We start from the raw sequence: 21507 nt of genomic DNA, 5'->3' as shown, positions 1-21507 counted from the left end.
GGAACTTCTGACAAGTCCACGGACGATCATGGAGAAATTTATACCGGAAACGCGGCACGTTGAAGTGGACTTCGATCCCTTCGCCGGTCCCGCGATCCAGCGTACCATTCCCACCACGGAGGCGCAAATGGAAGTGTTCGCCGCCTCTGAAATGGGCGACGATGCGAACTGTGCATATGTGGAAAGCGTGTCTTTGATCCTCAAGGGAGATCTTGAACGCGGCGCGATGGATAAGGCGCTGCAAGACCTGGTGGACCGCCACGAGAGCCTGCGCAGCGTGATCAGTGCCAGCGGCATGCGCATGGTGGTCTTTGAGCGTATTGAACTGTCGATCCCGTACCACGACCTCACCGGCATGGATGAAGAGGTTCGCGCCGACCGCATGCAGGAATTGGCCGAGGCGGACATGACACAACCCTTCGACCTGGTACATGGCCCCCTGTTCCGGGTGTTACTGGCAAAGACGAGCAAGGAGGAACATGTCCTTCGCCTGAGCGGACATCATGCCGTGCTGGACGGTTGGAGCCTGGGCATCCTGATGGCAGAGACCAGCAGCCTCTACAACGCGCATATCTCGAATACCACACCGGTCCTGCCTCCCGCGGTCCCGTTCAGCGAATATGTGCTGGCCACTACGGATTTCGCGAAATCCACCGAGCATGCCGCAGTGGAGAAGTTTTGGACCGGCCTCTTCAAGGGTTCCATTCCCCGTTTGGACCTCGCCACGGACCGTGTCCGTCCAGAACGGAAAACGTTCAACGGCGACCGGCTGGACCTGCGACTGGACCCCAAGCTGGTGCTTGGCCTGCGCACCGTGGCCACTCGCAACGGCGCGAGCTTCGTCACCACCTTGCTCACCGCCTTCGAGGTGCTCCTGCACAAATTGACGGGATCGAGCGATATCGTCACCGGACTTCCAGCAGCGGGACAGAGCGACCTGGACATGAAGCATCTGGTGGGGCACTGCGTGAACCTGCTGGCCCTGCGCAGCCATGTGGACGATGAGGCAGCCTTCGATGCCCACCTTAAGGAACGGCGCACGCAAGTACTCGATGCGTTCGACCACCAGAAGTACACCTTCGGCACGCTTGTGCAGAAACTGAAAGTGCCGCGCGAACCCGGCCGGATCCCCTTGGTGCCCGTGGTGTTCAACATCGACATGAACATGGACGACGGAGTGGCCTTTGATGGGCTCACCCACACCTTCGTCAGCAATCCCCGGCACTACGAGAACTTCGAGCTTTTCCTGAACGCCACCGGCCAAGGCGATGGTCTGGTGCTTGAGTGGAGCTACAACACCGATCTCTTCGATGCCTCCACCATCCGCGATTGGATGGACCAGTTCAGCATTCTGATCGCCCGTATCAACACGAACGCAGCCTTGCCCATCGGCACACTGGTGGGTGAGGAAGACCTTGCGGCGGAAGCCCTGATGCCCCCTTCGGAATGGCTCGGCACACGCAGCGACATCCCCCGTGACCGCGGCATGGACGCCCTCTTCGACGAGGTGGTGAAGACCCATGGCGGACGCACGGCCTTGGTCACGGCGGAGGGGGACCTGAGCTATGAACAGCTCCATGCCCGTGTACTTTCTTTGGCCGGCGTACTGCAAGCCGCTGGCGTGAAACCGGGTGACCCGGTGGGCCTGTGTACGGACCGAAGCCCGGACATGGTGGCCGCCATGCTTGCGATCCTGCGATGCGGCGCCGCCTTCGTGCCATTTGACCCCGGTTATCCCGCGGAACGCTTGGAGTTCATGTTCCGCGATACCGATGTGAAGGTGCTTGTGACCCAAGGCCATCTGCTGGACGACTTGCCCAAACATTCCGCCAAGACCCTGCTCTTGGAGGAGATCACCGATGCGGCACCTTCGGTCAAGCCTCCCATGGGTAAACCGGATTCTCCCGCCTACATCATGTACACCTCGGGCTCCACCGGGGAACCCAAAGGCGTGGTGGTGCCGCACCGCGCGGTGACCCGCTTGGTGCGCGACCAGAACTATCTTCCTTTCGGGCCGGACCTCACCTTCCTGCAACTCTCGAACATTTCATTCGACGCGTCAACCCTGGAACTATGGGGGGCGTTGCTGAACGGTGCCAAGTTGGTGCTTCAGCCCCAGCAGAAGCCAACGTTGCAGGAGATCATCAGTACCATCCGCCAACAGAAGGTGACCACCGTTTGGTTCACAGCAGGCTTGTTCAACCTTCTGGTGGACGAGCATGTGGAGAGCCTGTGCGGACTCAAGCATATCCTTACCGGCGGCGATGTGCTGAGCGTTCCTCATGTAAAGCGCGCGCTGCGCGTGGTAGGCCGGGGCGTGCTCATCAACGGCTACGGCCCCACGGAGAACACCACCTTCACCTGTTGCCATGCGATCGACGACGAACACGCGTTGAAGGCACGCGTCCCCATCGGCCGGCCCATCACCAACACCACTGCACACATCCTCGACGAGGCCATGAACCCCGTGGCCATCGGCGGGAAGGGCGAACTCTACACCGGTGGTGAAGGTGTGGCCTTGGGCTACTGGGGCAAACCCGGGCTCACGGCCGAGAAGTTCGTGGACGACCCTTTCAGCGATACACCGGGGGCCAAACTGTACCGCACCGGCGACTTCGTGCGTTGGCTCCCGGACGGCACGATCGACTTCCTCGGCCGCGGCGACGGGCAAGTTAAAGTGCGCGGATTCCGCGTGGAACTAGGCGAGATCGAAAGTGCCATCAGCGATGTTGCTGAGGTGAAGGACCGCGCAGTGATCGTCCGTAGCGACCTTCCCGGCGAGAAGCAATTAGTAGCCTATGTGGTGCCGAAGGATCTTTCCCGGTTGGCCGAGGACGTGGTGGCACAGGAAGCGTTGATCAATGCCGTCCGCGAGCACTTGCGCAATGCCTTGCCGGGCCACATGGTGCCCACGACGTTAGTGATCCTGCCTGAACTTCCGCTCACCGCGAACGGCAAGGTGGACAAGCGCGGGCTGCCCATGCCCGAGCTGCGTTCCCAAACTCTGGAGGTGAAGCACGTGGCCCCTCGAAACGCCAAGGAGGAACGCCTAGCGGAACTCTGGTCCGATCTATTACATGCCCCAGGCATGGGCATTCACGACAACTTCTTCGATTTGGGCGGGCACTCGCTCATCGGCATCCAATTGCTGGCCCGCGTGGAGGAGCGCTTCGGCAAGAGCCTTCCCTTAAACTCACTGTTCCAAGCGCCTACCATTGCCGCATTCGCGAAACTGCTGCAAAGTGAAAAGGGAACCACCGGGCTGAAGAATCTGGCGGCATTGCAACCAACGGGCGACCGCATCCCGTTCTTCTGCGTGCATGGCGACGAGGCGAACCACCACATCACCCGATACCTCGGGAAGGATCAGCCGTACTACGCGTTCTTCCACCAAGGCGAGAACGGTGCACCTTTCGAGCACAAGACCGTGGAAGAGATCGCCACGCATTATGTGAACGAGCTGAAGTCTGTGCAACCGGAAGGCCCTTATCTGCTGGGAGGATATTCCTTTGGCGGCATCGTCGCGTTTGAAATGGCAAGGCAGCTCATGGCAGCCGGCCATGAAGTACCCTTGCTTGTGATGTTCGACATGTATGCCCCGGAGGACTTCCTCAAGACGATGAGGACGGAAGAGAAGTTCTATGCGCCGTTGAAGCGCACCGTGATGCGCTGGCTTGTGGATCGAGCGCTCCGCAAGGGGAACATACGCTCGCATAAGCTGCAGCACTTCCACATCATCGACAACTACCTGAATGCCATTCAGGCCTATCATGCAAAGCCATACGATGGACCTGTCACCGTGTTCAAGGCCGATCGTTCACCTGGGCCTGATGACATGGGCTGGAGCAAACTGGTGACCGGTCCGTTGGACATACAGGTGCTCCCGGGCGACCACTACAGCCTGATCAAGGACCCCGAAGTAGTGCTCCTGGTAAAGGAACTTTCCGCAAGCATCGACCGGGCCGTTAGCAAGCATGCCGTGGAAGCCGTTTGAGCATGAAGGCTGAACGGTCGTTGATCGTACACTGCGAAGGACCATCGCCGGCCCGGTTGGAGAAGGATCCACCGGGGCCATTGGCGTATGCAGTGCCCCAGGTATTGTTCGCCACCTTGGCTTCCTTGCAGGACCGGGAGGAGCGCTATCATGAACTCTTGGACGAGGAGGAGCTGGCCCGTGCCGAGCGCTTCCGTTTCGCCACGGACCACGACCGCTACATCCTTGGGCATGGCCTTCTGCGTGAGACCTTGGGCCATTACCTCGGCCGACCGGCGAAGAACCTGATACTCCGTCGTGGCGAATTCGGGAAACCCTTCCTGGAAGGGCATCCGGTCCATTTCAATCTGAGCGACACGAAAGATGCCGTGCTAGTAGCGGTAGCGAAGGAGCCCATCGGTGCGGACATCGAGACCATGAACCGGCGTACGGACCATGAGCGTGTGGCCGACCACTACTTCACGCCGCCGGAGGTAGCCAGCATCGCGGAGGCCGAGAATGGCAAGCGCCGCTTCTTGGAACTGTGGACCCGCAAGGAGGCCGTGCTGAAGGCCTGCGGCGTTGGCCTGATGGACGACCTGCACAGCTTGGAAGTGGGCGCAGCGCTGAACAGGATGAAGATCTCGCATCCGGACTTCGTGCGCATGGCCGCAGCGGAATACCATGTGCGCACAGCGCAGATCGGAACGGACCATCTGGTGAGCATCGCGACAGAATTGGCAAGTGATGGCTGGCGCATCGTGGCGGCTTGAGCCCTTGTTGCTCACTCCTCCCCCTCCCCAAAGAACCGCGGGTGGAAATTCAGCAGATAGAGCTTTTCGCTGGCACGCGTAACGGCCGTGTAAAGCCAGCGCACGTACTCGCGGTCGATCATTTCCTCGGTGACGTAGCCTTGGTCCACGAAGACGCTTTTCCATTGGCCACCCTGCGCCTTGTGGCACGTAACTGCATAAGCATACTTCACCTGAAGCGCGTTGGCATACGGGTCCTGCTTGAAGAGGCGGAAGCGCTCGCCCTTGGTGCGCGCCTCGATGCCTGCGAGCACATCCTGACCGAGTTGCCGCATGCGTGCGCCGGCCAGTGCGGGGCCTTCGCTCGCCAGTACGTCCAAGATCACCTTCACCTCCAGCTCGCGGTCCTCGCGGCCGTCCCACCAACCTATGGTCAGGTCCGCGAAGCATAGGCCGTAACGTTCCTCGGTGCCATGTACGCGCTGCACGGTCACCTGTTCGCCATTGGCGATCAGGCCGAACGAGCCGGGACCGGGACCGTTCTCACGCGACGCCCAGAAGTAGTTGTTCTTCACCACCATCAAGCGGTCGTTAGCCTCCAGTTCCTCTTCGAATCCGTGGATCCGTGCCCGCACCTGTTGGCTGTACTGGTAGGCGCGTTTGTTGCTGCGGCAGATCAGGCAGACCTCCCCGTCACCGTGGCGGGCGTATGCTTCCTCCAGCGCATCCTGCAGGTCATAGCCTTCCACACGGACCACATCGGGAAAGCCGGTGATGAAGTGCGGAATGATCTTTTCCTCCGCCGGTACGTGGACTTCCCCAATGCCCGCTTGCTCCGTCACAGGCATTGAAGCCAGTGTATCGCGCAGGGCCGTTGCGTTCACGAGGATCCCGGAGGCTTCGGCCTGCCGCACCACATCGGTAAGCTCGATGCTGCCTGCCAACAGACCTTGTTCCGCCAGCTCCTTTACGTCCAATGCCGGGCTGTGGTCACTGCCAACGGGGGGCAGCTGTGCCGGGTCGCCGATCAGCAGCAGCTTGTTCCCGGCGGAGGAGAAGACGTACTGGAAGAGGTCCGCCAGCAGGTCGCGATCGAATGCGCTGCCGCCGCCCTTACCGATCATACTGGCCTCGTCCACTACGAAGAGCGCATGTTGTTCCTTGTTGGGTGCCACGGAGATGCCGCCGTAGCCGCCGTCATCGTCGCCTGCCGTGCGATAGATGCGCCGGTGGATGGTGCTGGCGGAAGCTCCAGCATAAGCGCTGAGCACTTTGGCTGCACGGCCCGTTGGGGCCAGCAACACCACGGGTTTGCGCGCTTCGGCGAGCACCTTCACCAAAGCACCTACTAAGGTGGTCTTCCCGGTGCCTGCGTAGCCTTTCAACACCAGTGTGGCGCGTTCCTTTTCCGTGGCCAACAAGCGTGACAAGGCATCCATGGCCTTGTGCTGGCCTTGTGTAGGCACGTGTCCCAGACGGGTGAGCAGGCTTTCGGTGAGGCTGGCCATGGCTGGTGTGATTCGAGAGAGCGTCGGGATCAGACGGGCCGGAGGCCCTATGCAGCCCGCACTCGGGCCTTCGAGGTCCTCAGGCACCGAGCGCGGGCATCTGAGTTGGGCGGTGAAGTTCGGGATAGCCGCTGAACTTCCTTGATCACTTCCCAAAGCGCAGCAAGCGGAAATGAGTTCCTTTGTGGCACACGAAAAAGAGCCATCGCAATATTCCCGATGACCGAGGAACATTTTCACCCGAAGTACGATGCCGCCAAGGAACACGCTTGGCACTTGAGCTGCTGGGTGGCCCCGGCGCTGCAGGCATGGTGCGTACACGAGAAATCCTCGGGCCGTTTGATGGCCTTGGTCTGCGGTACGGGCGAAAACATGCCCCTGGAGCAGCGGATGCCCGGGAAGCCCGTGAGCGTGTCCTTCACCGCCATGCCGGAGATCAGCACATTAGTACCGGAAAGCGCTTTGGTGGCCGGCACCGAAATGCGCCACCTGAAGTTGGTACACGGCAGCGTGCCCACCGGTCTGCTGCGTGATGAACCCATCGGGACCCTCGGCGCACGTTGCATCTACCTGCACGATGAGATGGCCGAACGTTCCTTGCTCGAGCGCTTCCCGAATGCCCGCTCCCTGCCCTTGCATGGCACTTTGGTGAGCCATGCCCTCAGCCGGTCCTCATTTGGTGCGGTAGCTGTACTGCACCGCTCGGCCACGCGCTTGGACTTAGTGGTGGCGGACCGGGGGAAGCTGCTGCTGACGAACACCTTCCACGCCACGGTGGCGGAAGACCTGCTCTATTACACACTATTCGCCTTGGAGCAATGCGGGCTTTCACCGGATGATGTGGAGGTCCGTGCCGGAGGGACACATCTCACCCCCGGGGAAGAGCATCTTCTCTCGAAGTATTTCTTGAAAGGCCCCGTCCCCACCACCGGCGCGAAGGATCCCGTGCTTGTGGACCTGCCCGTGCCGAACGCCCACCACTGGACCGGCTTGATCGATCAGTTCCCATGCGCATCATAGGCGGCCGGTTCAAGGGGAAGCGCATCACCCCGCCGAAAGGCATCACGGCGCGACCTACCACCGACTTCACCAAGGAGGCGCTCTTCAACATCCTGCAACATTCCATCGCCTTGGAAGGGATCCGCGTGCTGGACCTCTTCGCCGGCGTGGGCGGCATCTCATTGGAATTCCTGAGCCGTGGCGCGGAAGAGGTGATCAGCGTGGAGCAGGACAATGCCCTGTACAGCTACTTCAAGCGCACCGCGGCCGATCTGGCATTGACCAACTGGCATGCGGTGAAAGCAGATGTGTTCACCTATCTGAGTTCCGACCGCAGCAGCTACGATGTGATCTTCGCGGACCCGCCTTTTCATGCCGATGGGACCGCGACCTTGCCGACATTGATCCGTGAGCGCGGCCTGTTGGCCCCCGACGGCCTGCTGATCATCGAGCATCCGCGCGAGACCGACCTGAGCGGCGATCCGTGGTTCGATGTTTGCCGGAAGTACAGCAACATCCACTTCAGCTTCCTCACTCCCAAACCTCCGCAGCCATGAGCGAGCGAATCGCCGTTTTCCCCGGATCCTTCGACCCCGTGACCATCGGCCACGTGAGCATCGTGATGCGCGCCCTGCCGCTCTTCGACCGCATCGTGGTGGCCATGGGTGAGAACAGCACCAAAAGCTACATGTTCCCCTTCGAACAACGATTGGACTGGCTGAAAAAGTCCTTCGCCCACAGCCCGAAGATCGAGGCCATTTCGTTCCAAGGCCTCACCGCCGACCTCTGTGTGGAACTGGGTGCGAAGCATATCGTACGCGGCCTGCGCAACAGCACGGACCATGGGAACGAGCGCAGCATCGCCTTGATGAACCATGCGCTGCGCGGCGTGGAGACCATCTTCCTGCCGGCATTGCCCGAACATGCGCACATCAGCAGCACCATCGTCCGGGAGCTGATGGCCAATAATGCCGACGTGTCCGCGTTCGTTCCTGCGGCGGTCCGCACGGCATGAAAATTCTTCTCTTAGGCATCCTTCTTCCGTTCGGCCTCGCCCTGAGCGCCGCGCCGGTGAGCATTCAGGTACACGCGCCCACCTATCCCGACCAACAGGTGGTGCTGTACCGCTACATGGATGCGGTCACCCTTCGGAAAGAAGCCATCGCCCATGGCAGGACCAATGCGAAGGGGGATGTGACCTTGAACGCCGAAGTGGAAGGCACCGAACGCGCCTTGCTCCGCATCGGCGATGTGGGCGCCGACCTTTTTCTGCGCGCGGGATCCTACCACGTTCAAATGCCCGCACCACGCACCGATCAAGCGCTTCCCATCAGCGGGACCGCACGCGTGGACCTGATCTTCCTCGACCTGGACCACTTGGACGTGAACGCTATGGTGAGCGACCTGAACGAGCGCTTGGACGCGTTCGTGGCGGAAGACCTTGCCACTGATCAGGATGCCGGGATGGATGCGGTGGCCAAGGAACGAAGCGGTACCGGGACCATGGTGCACGACACCGCCCGGAAACAGACCGACCTCTTCCTTTCTCCCCGCTGGAGCGAAGCCCGTGTGGACACCTTCGAACGGAAGCTCCGGAAGTTCTATGCCGACGTGGAAGATCCGTGGTTTCAAAGCGACGTGGAGTACGGTATTGCAGGTCTGCGCCTCGGCCCCCGCACCACCGACCGCGCACTCTTCGACCGCTACCTGAAAGACAAGCCGGTGCTCTACAATGTGCCTGAATACACGCGCTTTTTCACGGCCTTCTTCGCCGATCACCTCATGCGCTTTCCCTTCCGCACGGACACTGATGCACTGCTGAAGGATATCCAAGAGGGCCGCACGGACAGCCTCAAAGCATTGCTCGCGAAGAACGATTTCCTGAAGTCGCCCCGGCTGAACGAACTGGTGCTGATCACCGGGCTTTACGCAGAGCAGGGCAACGCGCAGTTCAACCATGCCGGCATTTTGAAAGTGTTCGAAGATGTGCGTGAACATTCCGCCTTTCAGGAGCATCGTGCCATTGCGGCCAACATGCTTTGGGACCTCACTACGATGACAGCGGGAACGCCTCTACCAGCGCTTTCGTTGATCGATACAAGCGGATCGCAAGTGGATATCGATAGCCTTTTCCATGGCCCGGTCTGCCTGATGATCACCGGGACCCGCGGCGCATACGGCGAGCAGGAACTAGGCGCCTTGGAAAAACTGCGGACGGAATACGACGGCTATGCCACCTTCATCGGGATCGCGCTGGAGGACAGCCCGGCCCAACTGGCGACATGGCTGCGCACCCATCCGAAAAGCGGTCCCAACTGGTTTATTCCCGCTGACCGGCAAGAGCTGCTGGACGCCCTGCGGGTCCGGAACACCCCCGTGCTTTTCTTGTTGCAAGGCCGCGAGTTGACAGCATCTCCAGGGCCCTTGCCAAGCCAAGGACTCGGGGCGGTGCTTCACAGCATCAGGGTGAAGGCCGACGAGGAACGGAAGCTCAGGCCGGACCGCGGTGTGCTTCCTCCCAGGCGTTGATCACGCGCTGAAGTGAAGGGTAGGTATCGCGGCGCACTTCCGCCAGTTCTTCCGCATCGGTCCAACGCACCTGGTCGATATCCTCCTCGTTCTGCGCGGTCAACGGCTCCGAGCTTTTGCCGCTCATGAGGAACCAATCAGTCCGCTTGAGGTGCTGCTTGCCTTTGCGCTCGTACGTGTGCCAAGTATGGCACAGCGGCCGGATCAGTTTGATGTCGTGCAGGCCGCATTCTTCCCGCACTTCGCGGACCGCTGCCGCATCAATGGGCTCACCCTTCTCCACCTTGCCCTTCGGCAGGTCCCAGCGGCCCATACGGTGGATCGCCAGCAGTCTTCCGCGTTCATCGGTCACGGCCCCTCCAGCGGCCTGCACGAACCGGTAGTCCGCCCGGAACCAGTCCCACAGTTGCTCCACGTCCGCGCCAAAAACGTGCATGCCCTTCAGTTCCGGCCGGGCTGTAAGCAGAGCGGCCAAGTAGTTCATTTCACTCGGCAGGTCCACGCGGATAGCCAGCCAACCCACGGGCATGGCAATGAATTCCGGGCGTTCACCGATAAAAAACGGTTTCCCGTCGATATGGACTTCGTAGTTTTGCGTCATGGATTCCCGGCTTGATCCGGCGCTGAAGATCGCCGAATTCCTTTTACGTATCAAAGCCGTGAGGCTAAGTCCGCAGAAACCGTTCACTTGGGCCAGCGGTTGGAAGAGCCCGATCTACTGCGACAACCGCAAGTCCCTAAGCCATCCGGTGATGCGGACGTACATCCGCCAGCAATTCGTGGAGGCCATCAACAATGAATTCGGCAAACCCGACATGATCGCCGGCGTGGCCACCGGGGGTATCGCCCACGGCGCATTGGTCGCGCAGGAGCTTGGTCTCCCCTTCATCTATGTCCGTAGTTCCGCCAAAGAGCACGGCATGAAGAACATGGTGGAGGGCGACCTTACCCAAGGGCGGAACGTGATCGTTGTGGAGGACTTGGTGAGCACCGGCAAGAGCAGCTTGCAAGCAGTGGCCTCACTGCGGGAAGCCGGGTGCGAGGTGAAAGGCATGGTCAGCATCTTCACGTACCGGCTGAAGGTGGCCTCCGAGGCCTTTGCCCAAGCCAAGGTCCGCCTGCACGCCCTTACGGACTACCACATCCTGCTGGACCAAGCGATCGCGGACAACTACATCACGGAGAAAGACCTGATCTCCTTGAATGCTTGGCGCGAGGACCCTGCCAATTGGGACGGGCCCGCTACCGCTGCCGGCACCGCGACAAGATCACGTAAAACCACTCCGGAAAAACCGGCGAAGTGACCATGACACGCATCGAGAGCAAACAGGTCCGGATCGAGCGCCCGGCGGAGACCACCTATCAGTTCCTGCAGGACATGCACAACTTCCAGCAGTTGTTGCCGCAGGACCGCATCAGCGATTGGAAAAGCGACGGCAAGTCGTGCTCCTTCAAGGTGCAGGGCGCGGCCACCATCGGACTGGAACTCGACGGTGGAACACCGAACAACCTTGTGCGAATGAAAAGCACTGACCGGTCCCCATTCCCCTTTACTCTGAATGTCCACTTGGAGGAAAAGGACGGGGCTACTGAGATACACGAGGTCTTCGAGGCCGACCTGAACCCGTTCATCAAGATGATGGTGGAGAAGCCGCTAAAAAACCTCTTCGACCACATTGCGGACAAGATGGTGGCATTGCATTCTTGACGGAACGCAGATGACGCTGAAAGAGCGGATCTACGCCGATCTGAAGCAGGCGTACCTCCAAAATGCCAATTCAAGCAATTTCAGGAGTGAACTGAAGTATTGCGGCGCGATCTTCGTCCTTTGGAAGTAGAACGACCGATCTATTGGCACCTCACCTGCTCAGGTGCTTCTTGGACATTAGAATATGGCATCACGAAGAGGACGGGCGACCACAACCGATGAGGGCGCGACGCCTGCGAAGCTCAACAAAGAAGCTTGGCGCAAGACCACACGGCTCTTCCGCTACCTGAAGCCGCACATGGGCGCGTTCGCCTTGGGCCTGTTCTGCCTGTTGATCACGAGCCTGCTCAGCTTGGCGTTCCCGCTGTTGCTCGGCAAACTGGTCAATGCAAGCGTTTCAGACGGCTTCTGGTCCGCGCCGCTGACGGATCTCACGAACATCGATTCCATCGCGAAACTCCTCATTCTGGTCTTCGCCTTCCAAGCGGCGTTCGGCTTCGTGCGGATCTACCTCTTCGGCCTGGTTTCGGAGAACGCCTTGGCCGACCTTCGGCAGGACACCTATTCGCACTTGGTCCGCATGCCGATGCTCTTCTTCGCACAGCGCCGCGTGGGCGAGCTCAACAGCCGGATCAGCGCGGACGTGGCGCTACTGCAGGAAGGCATGACCACCTCGCTGGCGGAACTGCTGCGACAAGTGGTCACCATCAGCTTGGGCATCACGCTGCTCACCTTCGTCAGCGTGCAGCTCACGCTCACGATGCTGGCCACGCTACCCGTGGTGGCGCTGATCGCGGTGTTCTTCGGGCGCTACATCCGCAAGCTGAGCACGCAGGTGCAGGACCGCATCGCGGACACCAACGTGATCGTGGACGAGACGCTGCAGGGCATCCAGAACGTGAAGGCCTTCAGCAATGAAGCCTTTGAAGTAGCGCGGTACCGCAGCAGTGTGCTCAAGGCCCGCGACCTGGCGTTGAAAGGTGTGAAATGGCGCGGGAGCTTTGTCTCCTTCATCATCTTCTGCATGTTCGGCGTGGTAGTCTTCATCATTTGGCGCGCCGTACACCTGATGGCGGACGACCTGCTCGATATTGGCGACATCACCGCCTTCCTCGGCCTCTCCATCATGATCGGTGCCTCCATCGCCAGCGTGCCGGACCTGATCACCACCATGTTGAAGGCCGTGGGCGCCACCGAGCGCCTGATGGACCTGCAGGAAGGCCAGACCGAGGCGATCGATCTAACGCCGCGGAAAGAGCAACTAAAGCTCACCGGCGACATCGCTTTCGAGCACGTCTCCTTCCACTACGCCACTCGTCCCGAACATGAGGTGCTGCGTGATGTAGTCTTCCACGCCAAGCCCGGCGAACGTGTGGCACTGGTAGGTCCGAGCGGAGCGGGAAAGAGCACCATCGCTTCCTTAGTATTGCGTTTCTATGATCCCGTCGGCGGGCGCATCACCATCGATGGCAAGGACTCCCGCGACTATAATCTCGGTGCGTTGCGTGACCGCATGAGCATCGTGCCGCAGGAGGTGCTGCTCTTCGGCGGAACGATCCTGGAGAACATCGCCTACGGCAGGCCCGGTGCCTCCCGCGAGGACATCGAGGCCGCAGCGCGCAAAGCCAACGCGCATGACTTCATCACCTCCTTCCCGGAAGGCTACGCCACCATCGTAGGCGAGCGCGGTATCCAGCTCAGCGGCGGCCAGCGGCAACGCATCGCTATCGCACGTGCCGTGCTGAAGGACCCCGCGATCCTCATCCTCGATGAGGCCACCAGTGCCTTGGACACCGCCAGCGAACGCTTGGTGCAGGATGCCTTGGACAAGCTGATGTTAGGCCGCACAAGCATTGTGATCGCACACCGGCTCAGCACCGTGCGGAACGCGGACCGCATCCTCGTGCTGGACCACGGCATGGTCACCGCCAGCGGAACTCACGATGACCTGATCGCGGATACCGGCGGGTTGTACTACTCGTTGAGCAAGATGCAGTTGAGCCCCGAGACTACGGCTTGAGTGAACCGGCACCTGCACCTTCGGCCCTAGCTCTTGTCTGGATTATGCGTTGCATCACTTCCTCGACGAGCGCATCATCCGCATAAGGTCGAATAATGTTTGAATATACGTCGTCACTCAATTTATTACCCCAATAAACGTCTTTGCAATAACGTTCAATCAAGGATATGGTCCACTTTACATCCCTCCCAAATTCCGCAAGAACAGAAACGTTCACTTTCCCTTCAAGCTTCATTATCATTTCTTCATCCCAATGAATCGGTTGAAAATGAATCATTCCAGAAGAAATCGTACCATCAATATCTTCATGACCACCCCAATCCCATTGATCCTTGAATGAAATAGCCAAAGCCGCACTCCAAGGAAAACAATCGTTGTTGCCAAGCCGATTCCAATTCCATTTGTCCTTAAATCTATCAATGAACAATTCACTCCAAGGGAGGGTTTCATTATTGCTTAGCCAGTTCCAGTTCCATCGGTCCTCATAGCGAGAAATGAAGGATTCGCTCCAAGGAAGGAATGGGCTACTACTAAGCTCATTCCAGTCCCAACGGCCTTCGTATCGAGAAATGAAGGTTTCGCTCCAAGGAAGAGATGGGTTTTTACTGAGCTGACTCCAGGCCCATCTGGCTTCGTATTGGGAAATTATATCTTCGTTCCATAAGAGCATAGTATCGCTACTAATTGTCCCCCAGTCCAGATTGTCTCCAAGTTTGGAAATGACATCTTCTGACCATAATAAGTCTTGGACGCATCTCAGCCTTGCCAACCTGCAAAACCAGATGTCCATGCTTTCCGTTTCAAGACCAGCCCAGCGAAAAAGTGGTGTGAGCCTATCTACCTCCTCTCTAATCTGATGTTTCAGCTTGGGTTCTATGAGGATTCTATCAGCCAAAGCCACTGAGCTATTAGCGGTGAGGCCACTCCAACTCCATCTATCCCAAAACCGATTTATGAGAGCTGAATTCCATGGAATGCTAGTATTGCGACTAAGGCCACCTCCATGCCAATACCAGCGACTACCCCAGTTCCAATTATCCTCAAAGGATATTATCAGATCTTCACTCCAAAGAAGATAATCTGCCCTGCTTAATGCCTTCCAATCCCATCGATCTTCATAACGAGCAATCAAAGATTTGCTCCATGGCAGCTTGGGATTTTGGCTCAAGCTTCTTAAGCCATGCAGTCCCTGAAGAAGATGCCATTCTATCGACCTTTCATCTGGGTGTGCCAAATAATGATCCTCCAGTGCGGAGACCTCATACTTCCATGTCCACCTATCCTGAAATTCATCAATGAATTCATCGCTCCACGGAAGACCCTCATTCCCACTAAGAAAGCGCCAATCCCATCTTTCTGAAAAACGCTTTATCAGGGCTGTAGTCCATGGAAGACTGCTATTCCCGCTAAGTCCCTGCCAATCCCATAGTCCGGAAAATCGTTCCAGTAGAGCCTCGCTCCAAGGCAAGGTTTTGCGTCTGCTCAGCACATGCCAATCCCACCTCTTTTCAAAACGGGCAAGCAGAGATTCATCCCTCGGCAAAGTGATATTGAGGATCAGTCGTTGCCAAACCCATCTCTCTTCAAAACGAGCAAGCAGCGATTCGCTCCATGGCAAAGTGATATTGTCGCTCAGCCAATACCAATTCCATCTCTCCTCAAAACGGGCTATCAAGGCCTCACTCCATGGTAGGGCTCTACACGTATCCAGCATTTGACTACTCCAACTCCATTTCTCCTCGAAACGACTCAGCAAATCCTCACTCCATGGAAGGTTGGGGTTGCAGCTTAGCGCATCCCATTTCAAATAATCCGCATATTTCTCTAGTAGTCCTGGGTTAAGCGGGTAAAACTCCGACAGCATCCGAATGGTAAAATTGTCCTTGTCGGCCATTCGAACTAGGAACTCTATCAGTTCACGCCGCTTCCGCTCTGTGGAGGGAATCAGCAATTTGCGGGTCAAAGCCAGCGCGTATTGAGTTCTGGCCAATGAACTCGATAAGCTGCTCAACTCGATCCCGGTAGAATTCTCGTCTTCAGGCATCGCCATGTTGCAATTGCTTCAATTCCTGTGACAACCGCGACTTCATATCGGCAAAATAGACATCCGAATCCGTGATTGGTGCAAGGGTCTGATAATCCTTGACGCTCTTGATGGTCACGATTTCATCAAGCTGAGGTACTCCCGATTTACTGGACAGGTTTCAGGCGGTTGTTAGTGTGAATTGGGGTTCAACAAGGTTTGGTGTCAGGGTACGGTTCCGGGTATCGGGCAGACCAAAGTAAAGGTGTGCCGGGGTCAGTCCATCCAGGTGCTGGTGTGGTCGTTGGTGGTTGTAATAGGCGAAGTACTCGGCCAGAAGGCTGCGCAGCTCATTCCCATCGGCGGGGCTATGGCGATAGACGCATTGCTGCTTCACGCTTCTCCAAAGTCGTTCGATGAACGCATTGTCCGTAGCCCGGCCCTTGCCATCCATGCTCACCTTGATGCCTTCCTGGATCAACGCCCCGGTAAAGAGGTCGCTGGTGTATTGGCTGCCTTGGTCGGTATTGAAGATCATTGGTGCAGGATATTGCAACAGCGCACCATGCAAAGCTTCCAGACAGAAGGAGGTGTCCAAGGTGTTGCTGATCTGCCAAGAGAGCACGTAGCGGCTGTGCCAGTCCATCACGGCGGTGAGATACAGGAACCCTTTGCCCATGGCGATGTAGGTGATGTCGGTGCTCCAAACATGCCCCGGAGCTTCAATCTGCACACCTCTCAACAAGTAGGGATAGACCCTATGCCCGTTGGCGGGTTTGCTCAGGTCAGGCTTGGGCGCAACGGCCTCCAAGCCCATTAGCCGAAGGAGCCTGCGCACCCGCTTTTCGTTCACCCAATAGCCCTTTTCAAGCCTCAGAAAGTCGCGCATGCCGATCACCCATGGAAGCAATGCTTGGTGTACTCTTCATCCATCAAACGCATCAATTCCAAGTTCAACGCGCTTTCTCCTTTGGGCTGATAGTAGAAGCTGCTGCGTGCAAGGTCCAGCGCCCGGCAGCGCTCCATGATGCTGCCTTCCTGAACGGTGGCAATGGCATGCCGCTTTTGTGCCACGCTCATCGGACCGTTTTTTTTAGCAAGTCGTTCTCCATTTTCAACCTGCCGATCTCGGCGAACAATTTTTCGGGGTCGTGACCACCTGGCATGGCGGAGGACGCCGTCGGGGTCCCTTCAAAGACCCCAGCGGCGTTCTCCGCCAACTGCTTCTTCCATTGGCCGATCTGTGCTGGTGCGATCTCAAAGCGCATCGCCAGCTCTGCCATCGTATGGTTCTCCTTCACGGCCTCAAGCGCAACTTGCGCCTTGAATGCGGGAGTGAACTTCCTTCTGCTTTTGCGGGTCATCCTTGGACAAGTTTAGCCACCTTAGCTACCTGTCCAGTTTTTGGGGAGTACTACAATTGTCCCTCTCAGCCATTCGGACCAGGAACTCGATCAACTCACGCCGCTTCCGCTCTGTTGAAGGCATCAGCAACTTGCTGGTCAAAGTCAGCGCGTATTGAGTTCTGGCCAATGAACTCGATAAGCTGCTCAACTCGATCCCGGTAGAATTCTCGTCTTCAGGTATCGCCATGTTGCAGTTGTTCCAATTCCTCTGACAAGCGCGACTTCATATCGGCAAAGTAGACATCCCAATCCGGGATGGATACAACGGTTTGATAATCCTTGCCGCTCTTGATGGTGACGATCTCCTCAAGCAGTGTCTCCACCCTTCGGCGATATTCTTCCACCCAGTCCCGCAACCGTTCCTTCTTGGACAATGAATCCACCATGGAACCAAATGCTACTCCCTTCTTCAACTTGTGCAGGATCTCATTGACCCTTTTTGTGTCGTTGTGCTCATATGCATCCTTCAGGGCTATGAACCACTTCGCTGCTTCATCTTGATGTTCAGCTTGCACGGCATCCGGGTGGCATAACTTACTTCCCTCGCGGTATAGCTGCTTGAGTTCACTCTTCTCCTCCTCATTGAGCACATGGACTACTTCATCCTTCTGTCGCTGGTAATCCTTTTGATACTCCTGATAGTCGTTCTCCGCCTCTGCTCTCTCTGCCTCTGTCTTTGCCTTCTCCTTTCGCAGCACCAATAGCCTCAATATCAGTGGTCCAAGTTCTTGTGCGTGCCGGATCTGGAATTGATGGATCAATCGTTCAAGCTCCGTTTGTTCATCCGTTAACGCCTTCAACTGAAGTTCCAATGCATGCGCCTCCAAACGCAGGCCAACAATTTCGGGATCAACATAGGTGGCAACTTGGCTCCGAGCTTGGATGTACGCGTCGATAGCCAGTAGTGCCTTAGCATATCGCCGACCCTTCAAAGCGCCGGTGATCTCATTCAACGCAGCATCCGAACTCGAAGTAGGGAGCTTGGCAAGTTGAAGTGGTATTTCCTCCAACTCTTCCAACTTGATCAGGTTCTTTATCAGCGCCAGCCGATGATCCACCTTGGCCGGATCCAGCACTTCACTTCCACCGCCATCTTCCACAAAGTACTTGGCTTTCAACCTGCGGAACTCAGCCACGAACTGGGCCGCGAGTTCTTCGGCGTTGGTGGAAACCGTGATGTTCTCATGGTTCTGCCGAGCCTTATAGCTCCAGTTGTAAGAGCCATTGATCACCGTGCTCCGGTCGATAACGCAAAACTTATTGTGCATCAACGTCCCGCCATCCCCGCTGCCAACTTTGTACAGCTTGCCACCCACCTCCTCAAGCCTTGAGAAGTCGTTCCCGCTGGTGTTGTTGATCTCGTCGTTGAAGATCATCAATTCCACGGTCACGCCTCTTCCACATTTTTCGCGGAGCTTGTTGAAGAGCTGCGCATTCGTCAACCACGCCACCGCTACCAAGATGCTTTCCTGGGCGTTGTCCAACTCCTTGAGAAGTTGAGTTTCGATCTGGTCGAAATAGGCTTGGGTGATCATGGATCGGCCGGTTGGATGCCCCATCTTCAAGGCGTACAATATACTGGGTCCTTCAATTAGCACTCTGCGCTATCCCGAGGGCGATGGTAGACTTCGTTGAAGCAGGTATACGTGGGCACGTCGAATGAAATCCCAGTTGCGCTTGAATAGAAAATGTAGCTTTGAAATTATAAAAATGCACACATGATGGTTTTATCAGACGAGCAACGCACAGATCTTCAGGCGCTGCGTGAAAGGCTCACAGCTCTATCACCTACTGAGTATTCGCAAATTGGTCCGATCTGTTCTAAGATCCGCTCCATTTGCGGCACAGAAGGTGGGTTTCCAGCAAGTCCGCATCGCATGATGTTCACGGAACATCAGGAGCGGATACTTCCGCTACAGTATGAGCAAATGAAAAAGAGGCCGTCTAGCACTAAGACCATGCGGTTTGAAGATTCCTTTCGCAAGGCTGTACAAGGAGTCATTGACCAGATTGGCGAGGACCTAGCCACTCCACTTACTTAACTCCGAATCTCCAAGCGCGGCGTTCTTAGCCAATAAAACTTGAACGATTGACCTTTGGATCATACTGGATCTTCAAGTCCTTCCCGTTCCAGATCGCTTCGCAGCTTTCAAGCCTATACGTGTCTCCTTGGTTCCAACTTGCACCTACGTAGTCTTCGATCAGGTCTTCTATGAAAACCCGTTCTCCTTTCCTAATGTCAGCGGGTATCAAATAGGCTGCGAAAGGGGACTTGAAATTGTGCGGGTAGTAGAAGGTCCAGTCAATGACGGTCTCATCTTCATCGGCGATATCCGAAAGGAGCCGTGCCCGATAATCGCCAACGACTTTGATCTCGCCGGTCCGCTTATTCTGAACGACTGAATACTTCGACCGAATTTTATCCGAAGGCTGAACTGGCTTGAGCAATGGCCGGAATCCATTCCTTGCCGCTTCATTGATGCTGTCCTTGTCCCGTGCGGTCTTGATCACGCGTAGATCTTCGCGTGGAACCCTATTTCTGTTCCAGAATGCCATCTGTCCGCAGCTTTACGTTGTGCTGATCCAAGTCTATTTTCAAGCACGTGGCGGGGTTCGCATTAACCAGTCGAAGGACCTCAGCATCGGACAAGAATTCCGTGTCTATGACCAAGTGATCACACTGCGCACATTTCCGCGAAGTCGAACTCGTCTCTTGCAAATTCCCCCACCTCACCTTGTATGGGCAATGCATCGTTTTGATGAATTCGTCCCTCTCGGTATAGACGCGCTTCGTTACAGGGTCGAATTTCATTTCCGGGATGAGTTGTGGATGCTGGTTCCGGTAAGCTTGGCATAATGGAGGCAGGCCTGAACATCCTCCATTTCCAACTCCCGATGTTCTGAGACGATGTCTGCCGCACTCATCTCTGAGCCAAGCATATCCAAGACTACTTCAACAGGCCAACGCATACCCCGCACACAAGGCTTGCCGTGGCAGATCTCAGGTTCGATCGTGATCCGTTCGAGCAGAGGATGTTCCATTTGAACGCAAGCTAAGTTTTTACATCACTGGCTCATTATTGTGCGAGGCAGATGAATGTGCATCAGGGTCTCGAGGCGGAGCCCCTGATGGAGCGAGCAACAATACTTACGATCCGGCCTTCGACCTTTTCGGCCGCTTCAAGGAAGTGCTCTTATGGCCGGCCACACTTCTTTTGCGGCGAACGACCGAACGCTTAGTTGTATCGACCGGAACACCCTGTTGCAGAAGTTCAGGATTCCCATGATACAAGGCCGTGATGGGAAAGATAATGTCGAACTCACCCCAGGAAATAGCGTGCCCCAAATGCACCTTGTACTGCTTGAAGCGTGAAGGTTCAAGGTAAGTTCGTTCCTCTTCTGTTGGAAGGGATCGGATCCAAGGCTCAAAGTCGATCGTATTCGACTTTCCATTGCTGAAATTGACCTTCAAGCGATAACCACCTAAGGACTCGATACTCGTGATCGACAATTCGTTCATCTTCATGGCTTCAACTTGGTAATGGTTTCAGGCTTGATCGAGCGCCCATAGAGAAAGCGAGCGGTCCATTTCTCCGCGATGTCGGAAGCTTTGACCCGAATGAGTTCTTCTGCCTTGGACCGCAACGAAGCAGGTAGTGCCTTACCGACACGTGACCACTGGAGATCGACAAGCTCTCCATCCGGTCCAAAGTGAAGTGTCGCTTTCATCTCACAGTTCTGATGGGCGACGTGCAGATGGATGGGCAAATGGTCCTTGGAGTAGAAGAAGAAGTACATCCCGGCATACACGTAGAGCTTTGGCATTGCTGACCAAAGTTAGTCAAGTGGCACGTCTGGATTTTTACAGCCCCACCTCCACCACCTTCTTCGTCGCGAAGAACTCCTCGCTGAAGACATCGCGCAGCTCGGTGACGCGGATGGAATAGCGCAAGGGCCGCAGCTCGTCCGCCAGCTCACCGCCTTTCAAATAGAGGAGGCCGGAGCGCATCGATTCATGGTGTTTACCGAGGGCCTGCTTGGCGTTCGGAACGAGATGCTTGGTGGCTTTGATGAATTCCGGCAGCGTGGTGACGGCACGGCTAACGATGAAATCATACTTCGCCTTGTGGTCCTCGCTACGCACTTGTTCGGCGGTGGCGTTCTTCAGGCCAAGGCCCTCGATCACACCTTGAACGGCGGTGATCTTCTTGCCGATGCCGTCGATGCAATGGAAGCGACTTTCCGGGAATAGGATGGCCAGCGGGATTCCGGGGAAACCACCGCCCGTGCCGACATCCACGATACGCGTGCCGGGCTTGAATGCATGGACCTTGGCGATGCCGAGCGAGTGTAGGACGTGCCGCTCGTAAAGGTGCTCGAAATCCTTGCGGGAAATAAGGTTCACACGCTCATTCCAGTGGGCGTAGAGATCACCGAGCGCTGCGAAATGCGCGCGCTGCTCCGGGGTGAGTTCCGGGAAGTATCGGCAGATCAGTTCTACTCCGGGCATTGATCAGAGAAAATCCACGCGCCTGATCGCGATACCGGGTCAAGCCGTCCCTTCGGGAGGCAGGCCCGGCATGACAGAT

Annotated in this window: 21 protein-coding genes; 9 read left to right on the top strand and 12 right to left on the bottom strand. The window is 57.0% G+C overall.

The features are described 5' to 3' along the window. Positions 1-28: 28 nt before the first annotated feature. Complete coding sequence (locus IPP95_15630) at positions 29-3994, top strand: amino acid adenylation domain-containing protein (protein ID QQS72573.1); 3966 nt, start codon at positions 29-31, stop codon at positions 3992-3994. A gap of 2 nt (positions 3995-3996) precedes the next feature. Continuing rightward, complete coding sequence (locus tag IPP95_15625) at positions 3997-4746, top strand: 4'-phosphopantetheinyl transferase superfamily protein (protein QQS72572.1); 750 nt, start codon at positions 3997-3999, stop codon at positions 4744-4746. A gap of 11 nt (positions 4747-4757) precedes the next feature. On the opposite strand, the gene IPP95_15620 is transcribed toward IPP95_15625, so the two are convergent. Then, positions 4758-6233, bottom strand: a complete 1476-nt coding sequence (locus IPP95_15620) for an AAA family ATPase (protein ID QQS72571.1) — start codon at positions 6231-6233, stop codon at positions 4758-4760. Between the two features lie 219 nt (positions 6234-6452). Between IPP95_15620 and IPP95_15615 the strand changes: the two genes are divergently transcribed. From IPP95_15615 to IPP95_15600, 4 genes are read left to right on the top strand one after another with little or no spacing between them, the layout of a single operon-like run. Further along, on the top strand, positions 6453-7253 hold the full coding sequence (locus IPP95_15615) for a DUF3822 family protein (protein QQS72570.1): 801 nt from the start codon (positions 6453-6455) through the stop codon (positions 7251-7253). Further along, positions 7241-7789 (top strand): 16S rRNA (guanine(966)-N(2))-methyltransferase RsmD, encoded by a 549-nt coding sequence (gene rsmD, locus IPP95_15610; protein ID QQS72569.1) that lies wholly within the window; start codon positions 7241-7243, stop codon positions 7787-7789. The genes IPP95_15615 and rsmD overlap by 13 nt, the downstream gene beginning before the upstream one ends. Further along, a complete protein-coding gene (gene coaD / locus IPP95_15605; protein ID QQS72568.1) occupies positions 7786-8247 on the top strand; it encodes a pantetheine-phosphate adenylyltransferase in 462 nt (153 codons plus the stop codon). Before rsmD ends, coaD begins: the two co-directional genes overlap by 4 nt. Then, positions 8244-9761 carry a hypothetical protein gene (locus tag IPP95_15600; GenBank protein QQS72567.1) on the top strand — a complete coding sequence of 506 codons (1518 nt, stop codon included), beginning with the start codon at positions 8244-8246 and terminating at the stop codon, positions 9759-9761. The genes coaD and IPP95_15600 overlap by 4 nt, the downstream gene beginning before the upstream one ends. On the opposite strand, the gene IPP95_15595 is transcribed toward IPP95_15600, so the two are convergent. After that, positions 9724-10362: an NUDIX domain-containing protein gene (locus tag IPP95_15595; protein ID QQS72566.1), complete on the bottom strand. Its 639-nt coding sequence runs from the start codon at positions 10360-10362 to the stop codon at positions 9724-9726. The two genes, IPP95_15600 and IPP95_15595, sit on opposite strands and share 38 nt — an antisense overlap. Here IPP95_15595 and IPP95_15590 point away from each other — a divergent pair. From IPP95_15590 to IPP95_15580, 3 genes are all read left to right on the top strand, one after another. Next, a complete protein-coding gene (locus tag IPP95_15590) occupies positions 10361-11065 on the top strand; it encodes an orotate phosphoribosyltransferase (GenBank protein QQS72565.1) in 705 nt (234 codons plus the stop codon). The genes IPP95_15595 and IPP95_15590 overlap by 2 nt on opposite strands. Positions 11066-11067: 2 nt before the next feature. Further along, positions 11068-11469, top strand: coding sequence for a hypothetical protein (locus tag IPP95_15585; protein ID QQS72564.1), 402 nt, complete (start codon positions 11068-11070; stop codon positions 11467-11469). Between the two features lie 184 nt (positions 11470-11653). Next, entirely contained in the window at positions 11654-13489 is a 1836-nt protein-coding gene (locus tag IPP95_15580; protein QQS72563.1) for an ATP-binding cassette domain-containing protein, read from the top strand. Here IPP95_15580 and IPP95_15575 read toward each other — a convergent pair. The 10 genes from IPP95_15575 to rsmG all read right to left on the bottom strand — a co-directional run bounded on the left by IPP95_15575 (position 13479) and on the right by rsmG (position 21428). Next, positions 13479-15533 (bottom strand): hypothetical protein, encoded by a 2055-nt coding sequence (locus IPP95_15575; GenBank protein QQS72562.1) that lies wholly within the window; start codon positions 15531-15533, stop codon positions 13479-13481. The two genes, IPP95_15580 and IPP95_15575, sit on opposite strands and share 11 nt — an antisense overlap. A 160-nt stretch (positions 15534-15693) precedes the next feature. After that, the gene (locus tag IPP95_15570; GenBank protein ID QQS72561.1) at positions 15694-16401 is read right to left on the bottom strand and encodes an IS3 family transposase; all 708 of its coding nucleotides are present in this window, start codon (positions 16399-16401) and stop codon (positions 15694-15696) included. Positions 16402-16406: 5 nt separating this feature from the next. Further along, positions 16407-16592: a hypothetical protein gene (locus tag IPP95_15565; GenBank protein QQS72560.1), complete on the bottom strand. Its 186-nt coding sequence runs from the start codon at positions 16590-16592 to the stop codon at positions 16407-16409. Continuing rightward, positions 16589-16876: a transposase gene (locus IPP95_15560; GenBank protein QQS72559.1), complete on the bottom strand. Its 288-nt coding sequence runs from the start codon at positions 16874-16876 to the stop codon at positions 16589-16591. Before IPP95_15560 ends, IPP95_15565 begins: the two co-directional genes overlap by 4 nt. 215 nt (positions 16877-17091) lie before the next feature. Continuing rightward, positions 17092-18453 (bottom strand): DUF1669 domain-containing protein, encoded by a 1362-nt coding sequence (locus IPP95_15555; protein ID QQS72558.1) that lies wholly within the window; start codon positions 18451-18453, stop codon positions 17092-17094. Between the two features lie 532 nt (positions 18454-18985). Next, the gene (locus tag IPP95_15550) at positions 18986-19429 is read right to left on the bottom strand and encodes a hypothetical protein (protein ID QQS72557.1); all 444 of its coding nucleotides are present in this window, start codon (positions 19427-19429) and stop codon (positions 18986-18988) included. Positions 19430-19726: 297 nt separating this feature from the next. Further along, complete coding sequence (locus IPP95_15545) at positions 19727-19960, bottom strand: DUF433 domain-containing protein (GenBank protein QQS72556.1); 234 nt, start codon at positions 19958-19960, stop codon at positions 19727-19729. Between the two features lie 106 nt (positions 19961-20066). After that, positions 20067-20444, bottom strand: coding sequence for a DUF2442 domain-containing protein (locus tag IPP95_15540; protein ID QQS72555.1), 378 nt, complete (start codon positions 20442-20444; stop codon positions 20067-20069). Beyond that, positions 20441-20743, bottom strand: a complete 303-nt coding sequence (locus IPP95_15535) for a DUF4160 domain-containing protein (protein QQS72554.1) — start codon at positions 20741-20743, stop codon at positions 20441-20443. The genes IPP95_15540 and IPP95_15535 overlap by 4 nt, the downstream gene beginning before the upstream one ends. Before the next feature lie 37 nt (positions 20744-20780). Beyond that, positions 20781-21428: a 16S rRNA (guanine(527)-N(7))-methyltransferase RsmG gene (rsmG, locus tag IPP95_15530; protein QQS72553.1), complete on the bottom strand. Its 648-nt coding sequence runs from the start codon at positions 21426-21428 to the stop codon at positions 20781-20783. Positions 21429-21507 lie beyond the last annotated feature (79 nt).

This window comes from Flavobacteriales bacterium, assembly GCA_016700415.1.
In the GTDB taxonomy this organism is placed as follows: Bacteria; Bacteroidota; Bacteroidia; order Flavobacteriales_F; family PHOS-HE28; genus PHOS-HE28.
Note: the sequence above shows the minus strand (reverse complement) of the source record. Positions and strands in the feature narration are given on the sequence as shown.

What these genes read in the sequence shown, in the direction of transcription:
- IPP95_15630 (QQS72573.1), top strand. Translation starts at nt 29, where the DNA reads ATGGAGAAATTTATACCGGAAACGCGGCACGTTGAAGTGGACTTCGAT.
- IPP95_15625 (QQS72572.1), top strand. Translation starts at nt 3,997, where the DNA reads ATGAAGGCTGAACGGTCGTTGATCGTACACTGCGAAGGACCATCGCCG.
- IPP95_15620 (QQS72571.1), bottom strand. Translation starts at nt 6,233, where the DNA reads ATGGCCAGCCTCACCGAAAGCCTGCTCACCCGTCTGGGACACGTGCCT.
- IPP95_15615 (QQS72570.1), top strand. Translation starts at nt 6,453, where the DNA reads ATGACCGAGGAACATTTTCACCCGAAGTACGATGCCGCCAAGGAACAC.
- rsmD (QQS72569.1), top strand. Translation starts at nt 7,241, where the DNA reads ATGCGCATCATAGGCGGCCGGTTCAAGGGGAAGCGCATCACCCCGCCG.
- coaD (QQS72568.1), top strand. Translation starts at nt 7,786, where the DNA reads ATGAGCGAGCGAATCGCCGTTTTCCCCGGATCCTTCGACCCCGTGACC.
- IPP95_15600 (QQS72567.1), top strand. Translation starts at nt 8,244, where the DNA reads ATGAAAATTCTTCTCTTAGGCATCCTTCTTCCGTTCGGCCTCGCCCTG.
- IPP95_15590 (QQS72565.1), top strand. Translation starts at nt 10,361, where the DNA reads ATGGATTCCCGGCTTGATCCGGCGCTGAAGATCGCCGAATTCCTTTTA.
- IPP95_15595 (QQS72566.1), bottom strand. Translation starts at nt 10,362, where the DNA reads ATGACGCAAAACTACGAAGTCCATATCGACGGGAAACCGTTTTTTATC.
- IPP95_15585 (QQS72564.1), top strand. Translation starts at nt 11,068, where the DNA reads ATGACACGCATCGAGAGCAAACAGGTCCGGATCGAGCGCCCGGCGGAG.
- IPP95_15580 (QQS72563.1), top strand. Translation starts at nt 11,654, where the DNA reads ATGGCATCACGAAGAGGACGGGCGACCACAACCGATGAGGGCGCGACG.
- IPP95_15575 (QQS72562.1), bottom strand. Translation starts at nt 15,533, where the DNA reads ATGCCTGAAGACGAGAATTCTACCGGGATCGAGTTGAGCAGCTTATCG.
- IPP95_15570 (QQS72561.1), bottom strand. Translation starts at nt 16,401, where the DNA reads ATGCGCGACTTTCTGAGGCTTGAAAAGGGCTATTGGGTGAACGAAAAG.
- IPP95_15565 (QQS72560.1), bottom strand. Translation starts at nt 16,592, where the DNA reads ATGAGCGTGGCACAAAAGCGGCATGCCATTGCCACCGTTCAGGAAGGC.
- IPP95_15560 (QQS72559.1), bottom strand. Translation starts at nt 16,876, where the DNA reads ATGACCCGCAAAAGCAGAAGGAAGTTCACTCCCGCATTCAAGGCGCAA.
- IPP95_15555 (QQS72558.1), bottom strand. Translation starts at nt 18,453, where the DNA reads ATGATCACCCAAGCCTATTTCGACCAGATCGAAACTCAACTTCTCAAG.
- IPP95_15545 (QQS72556.1), bottom strand. Translation starts at nt 19,960, where the DNA reads ATGGAACATCCTCTGCTCGAACGGATCACGATCGAACCTGAGATCTGC.
- IPP95_15540 (QQS72555.1), bottom strand. Translation starts at nt 20,444, where the DNA reads ATGAAGATGAACGAATTGTCGATCACGAGTATCGAGTCCTTAGGTGGT.
- IPP95_15535 (QQS72554.1), bottom strand. Translation starts at nt 20,743, where the DNA reads ATGCCAAAGCTCTACGTGTATGCCGGGATGTACTTCTTCTTCTACTCC.
- rsmG (QQS72553.1), bottom strand. Translation starts at nt 21,428, where the DNA reads ATGCCCGGAGTAGAACTGATCTGCCGATACTTCCCGGAACTCACCCCG.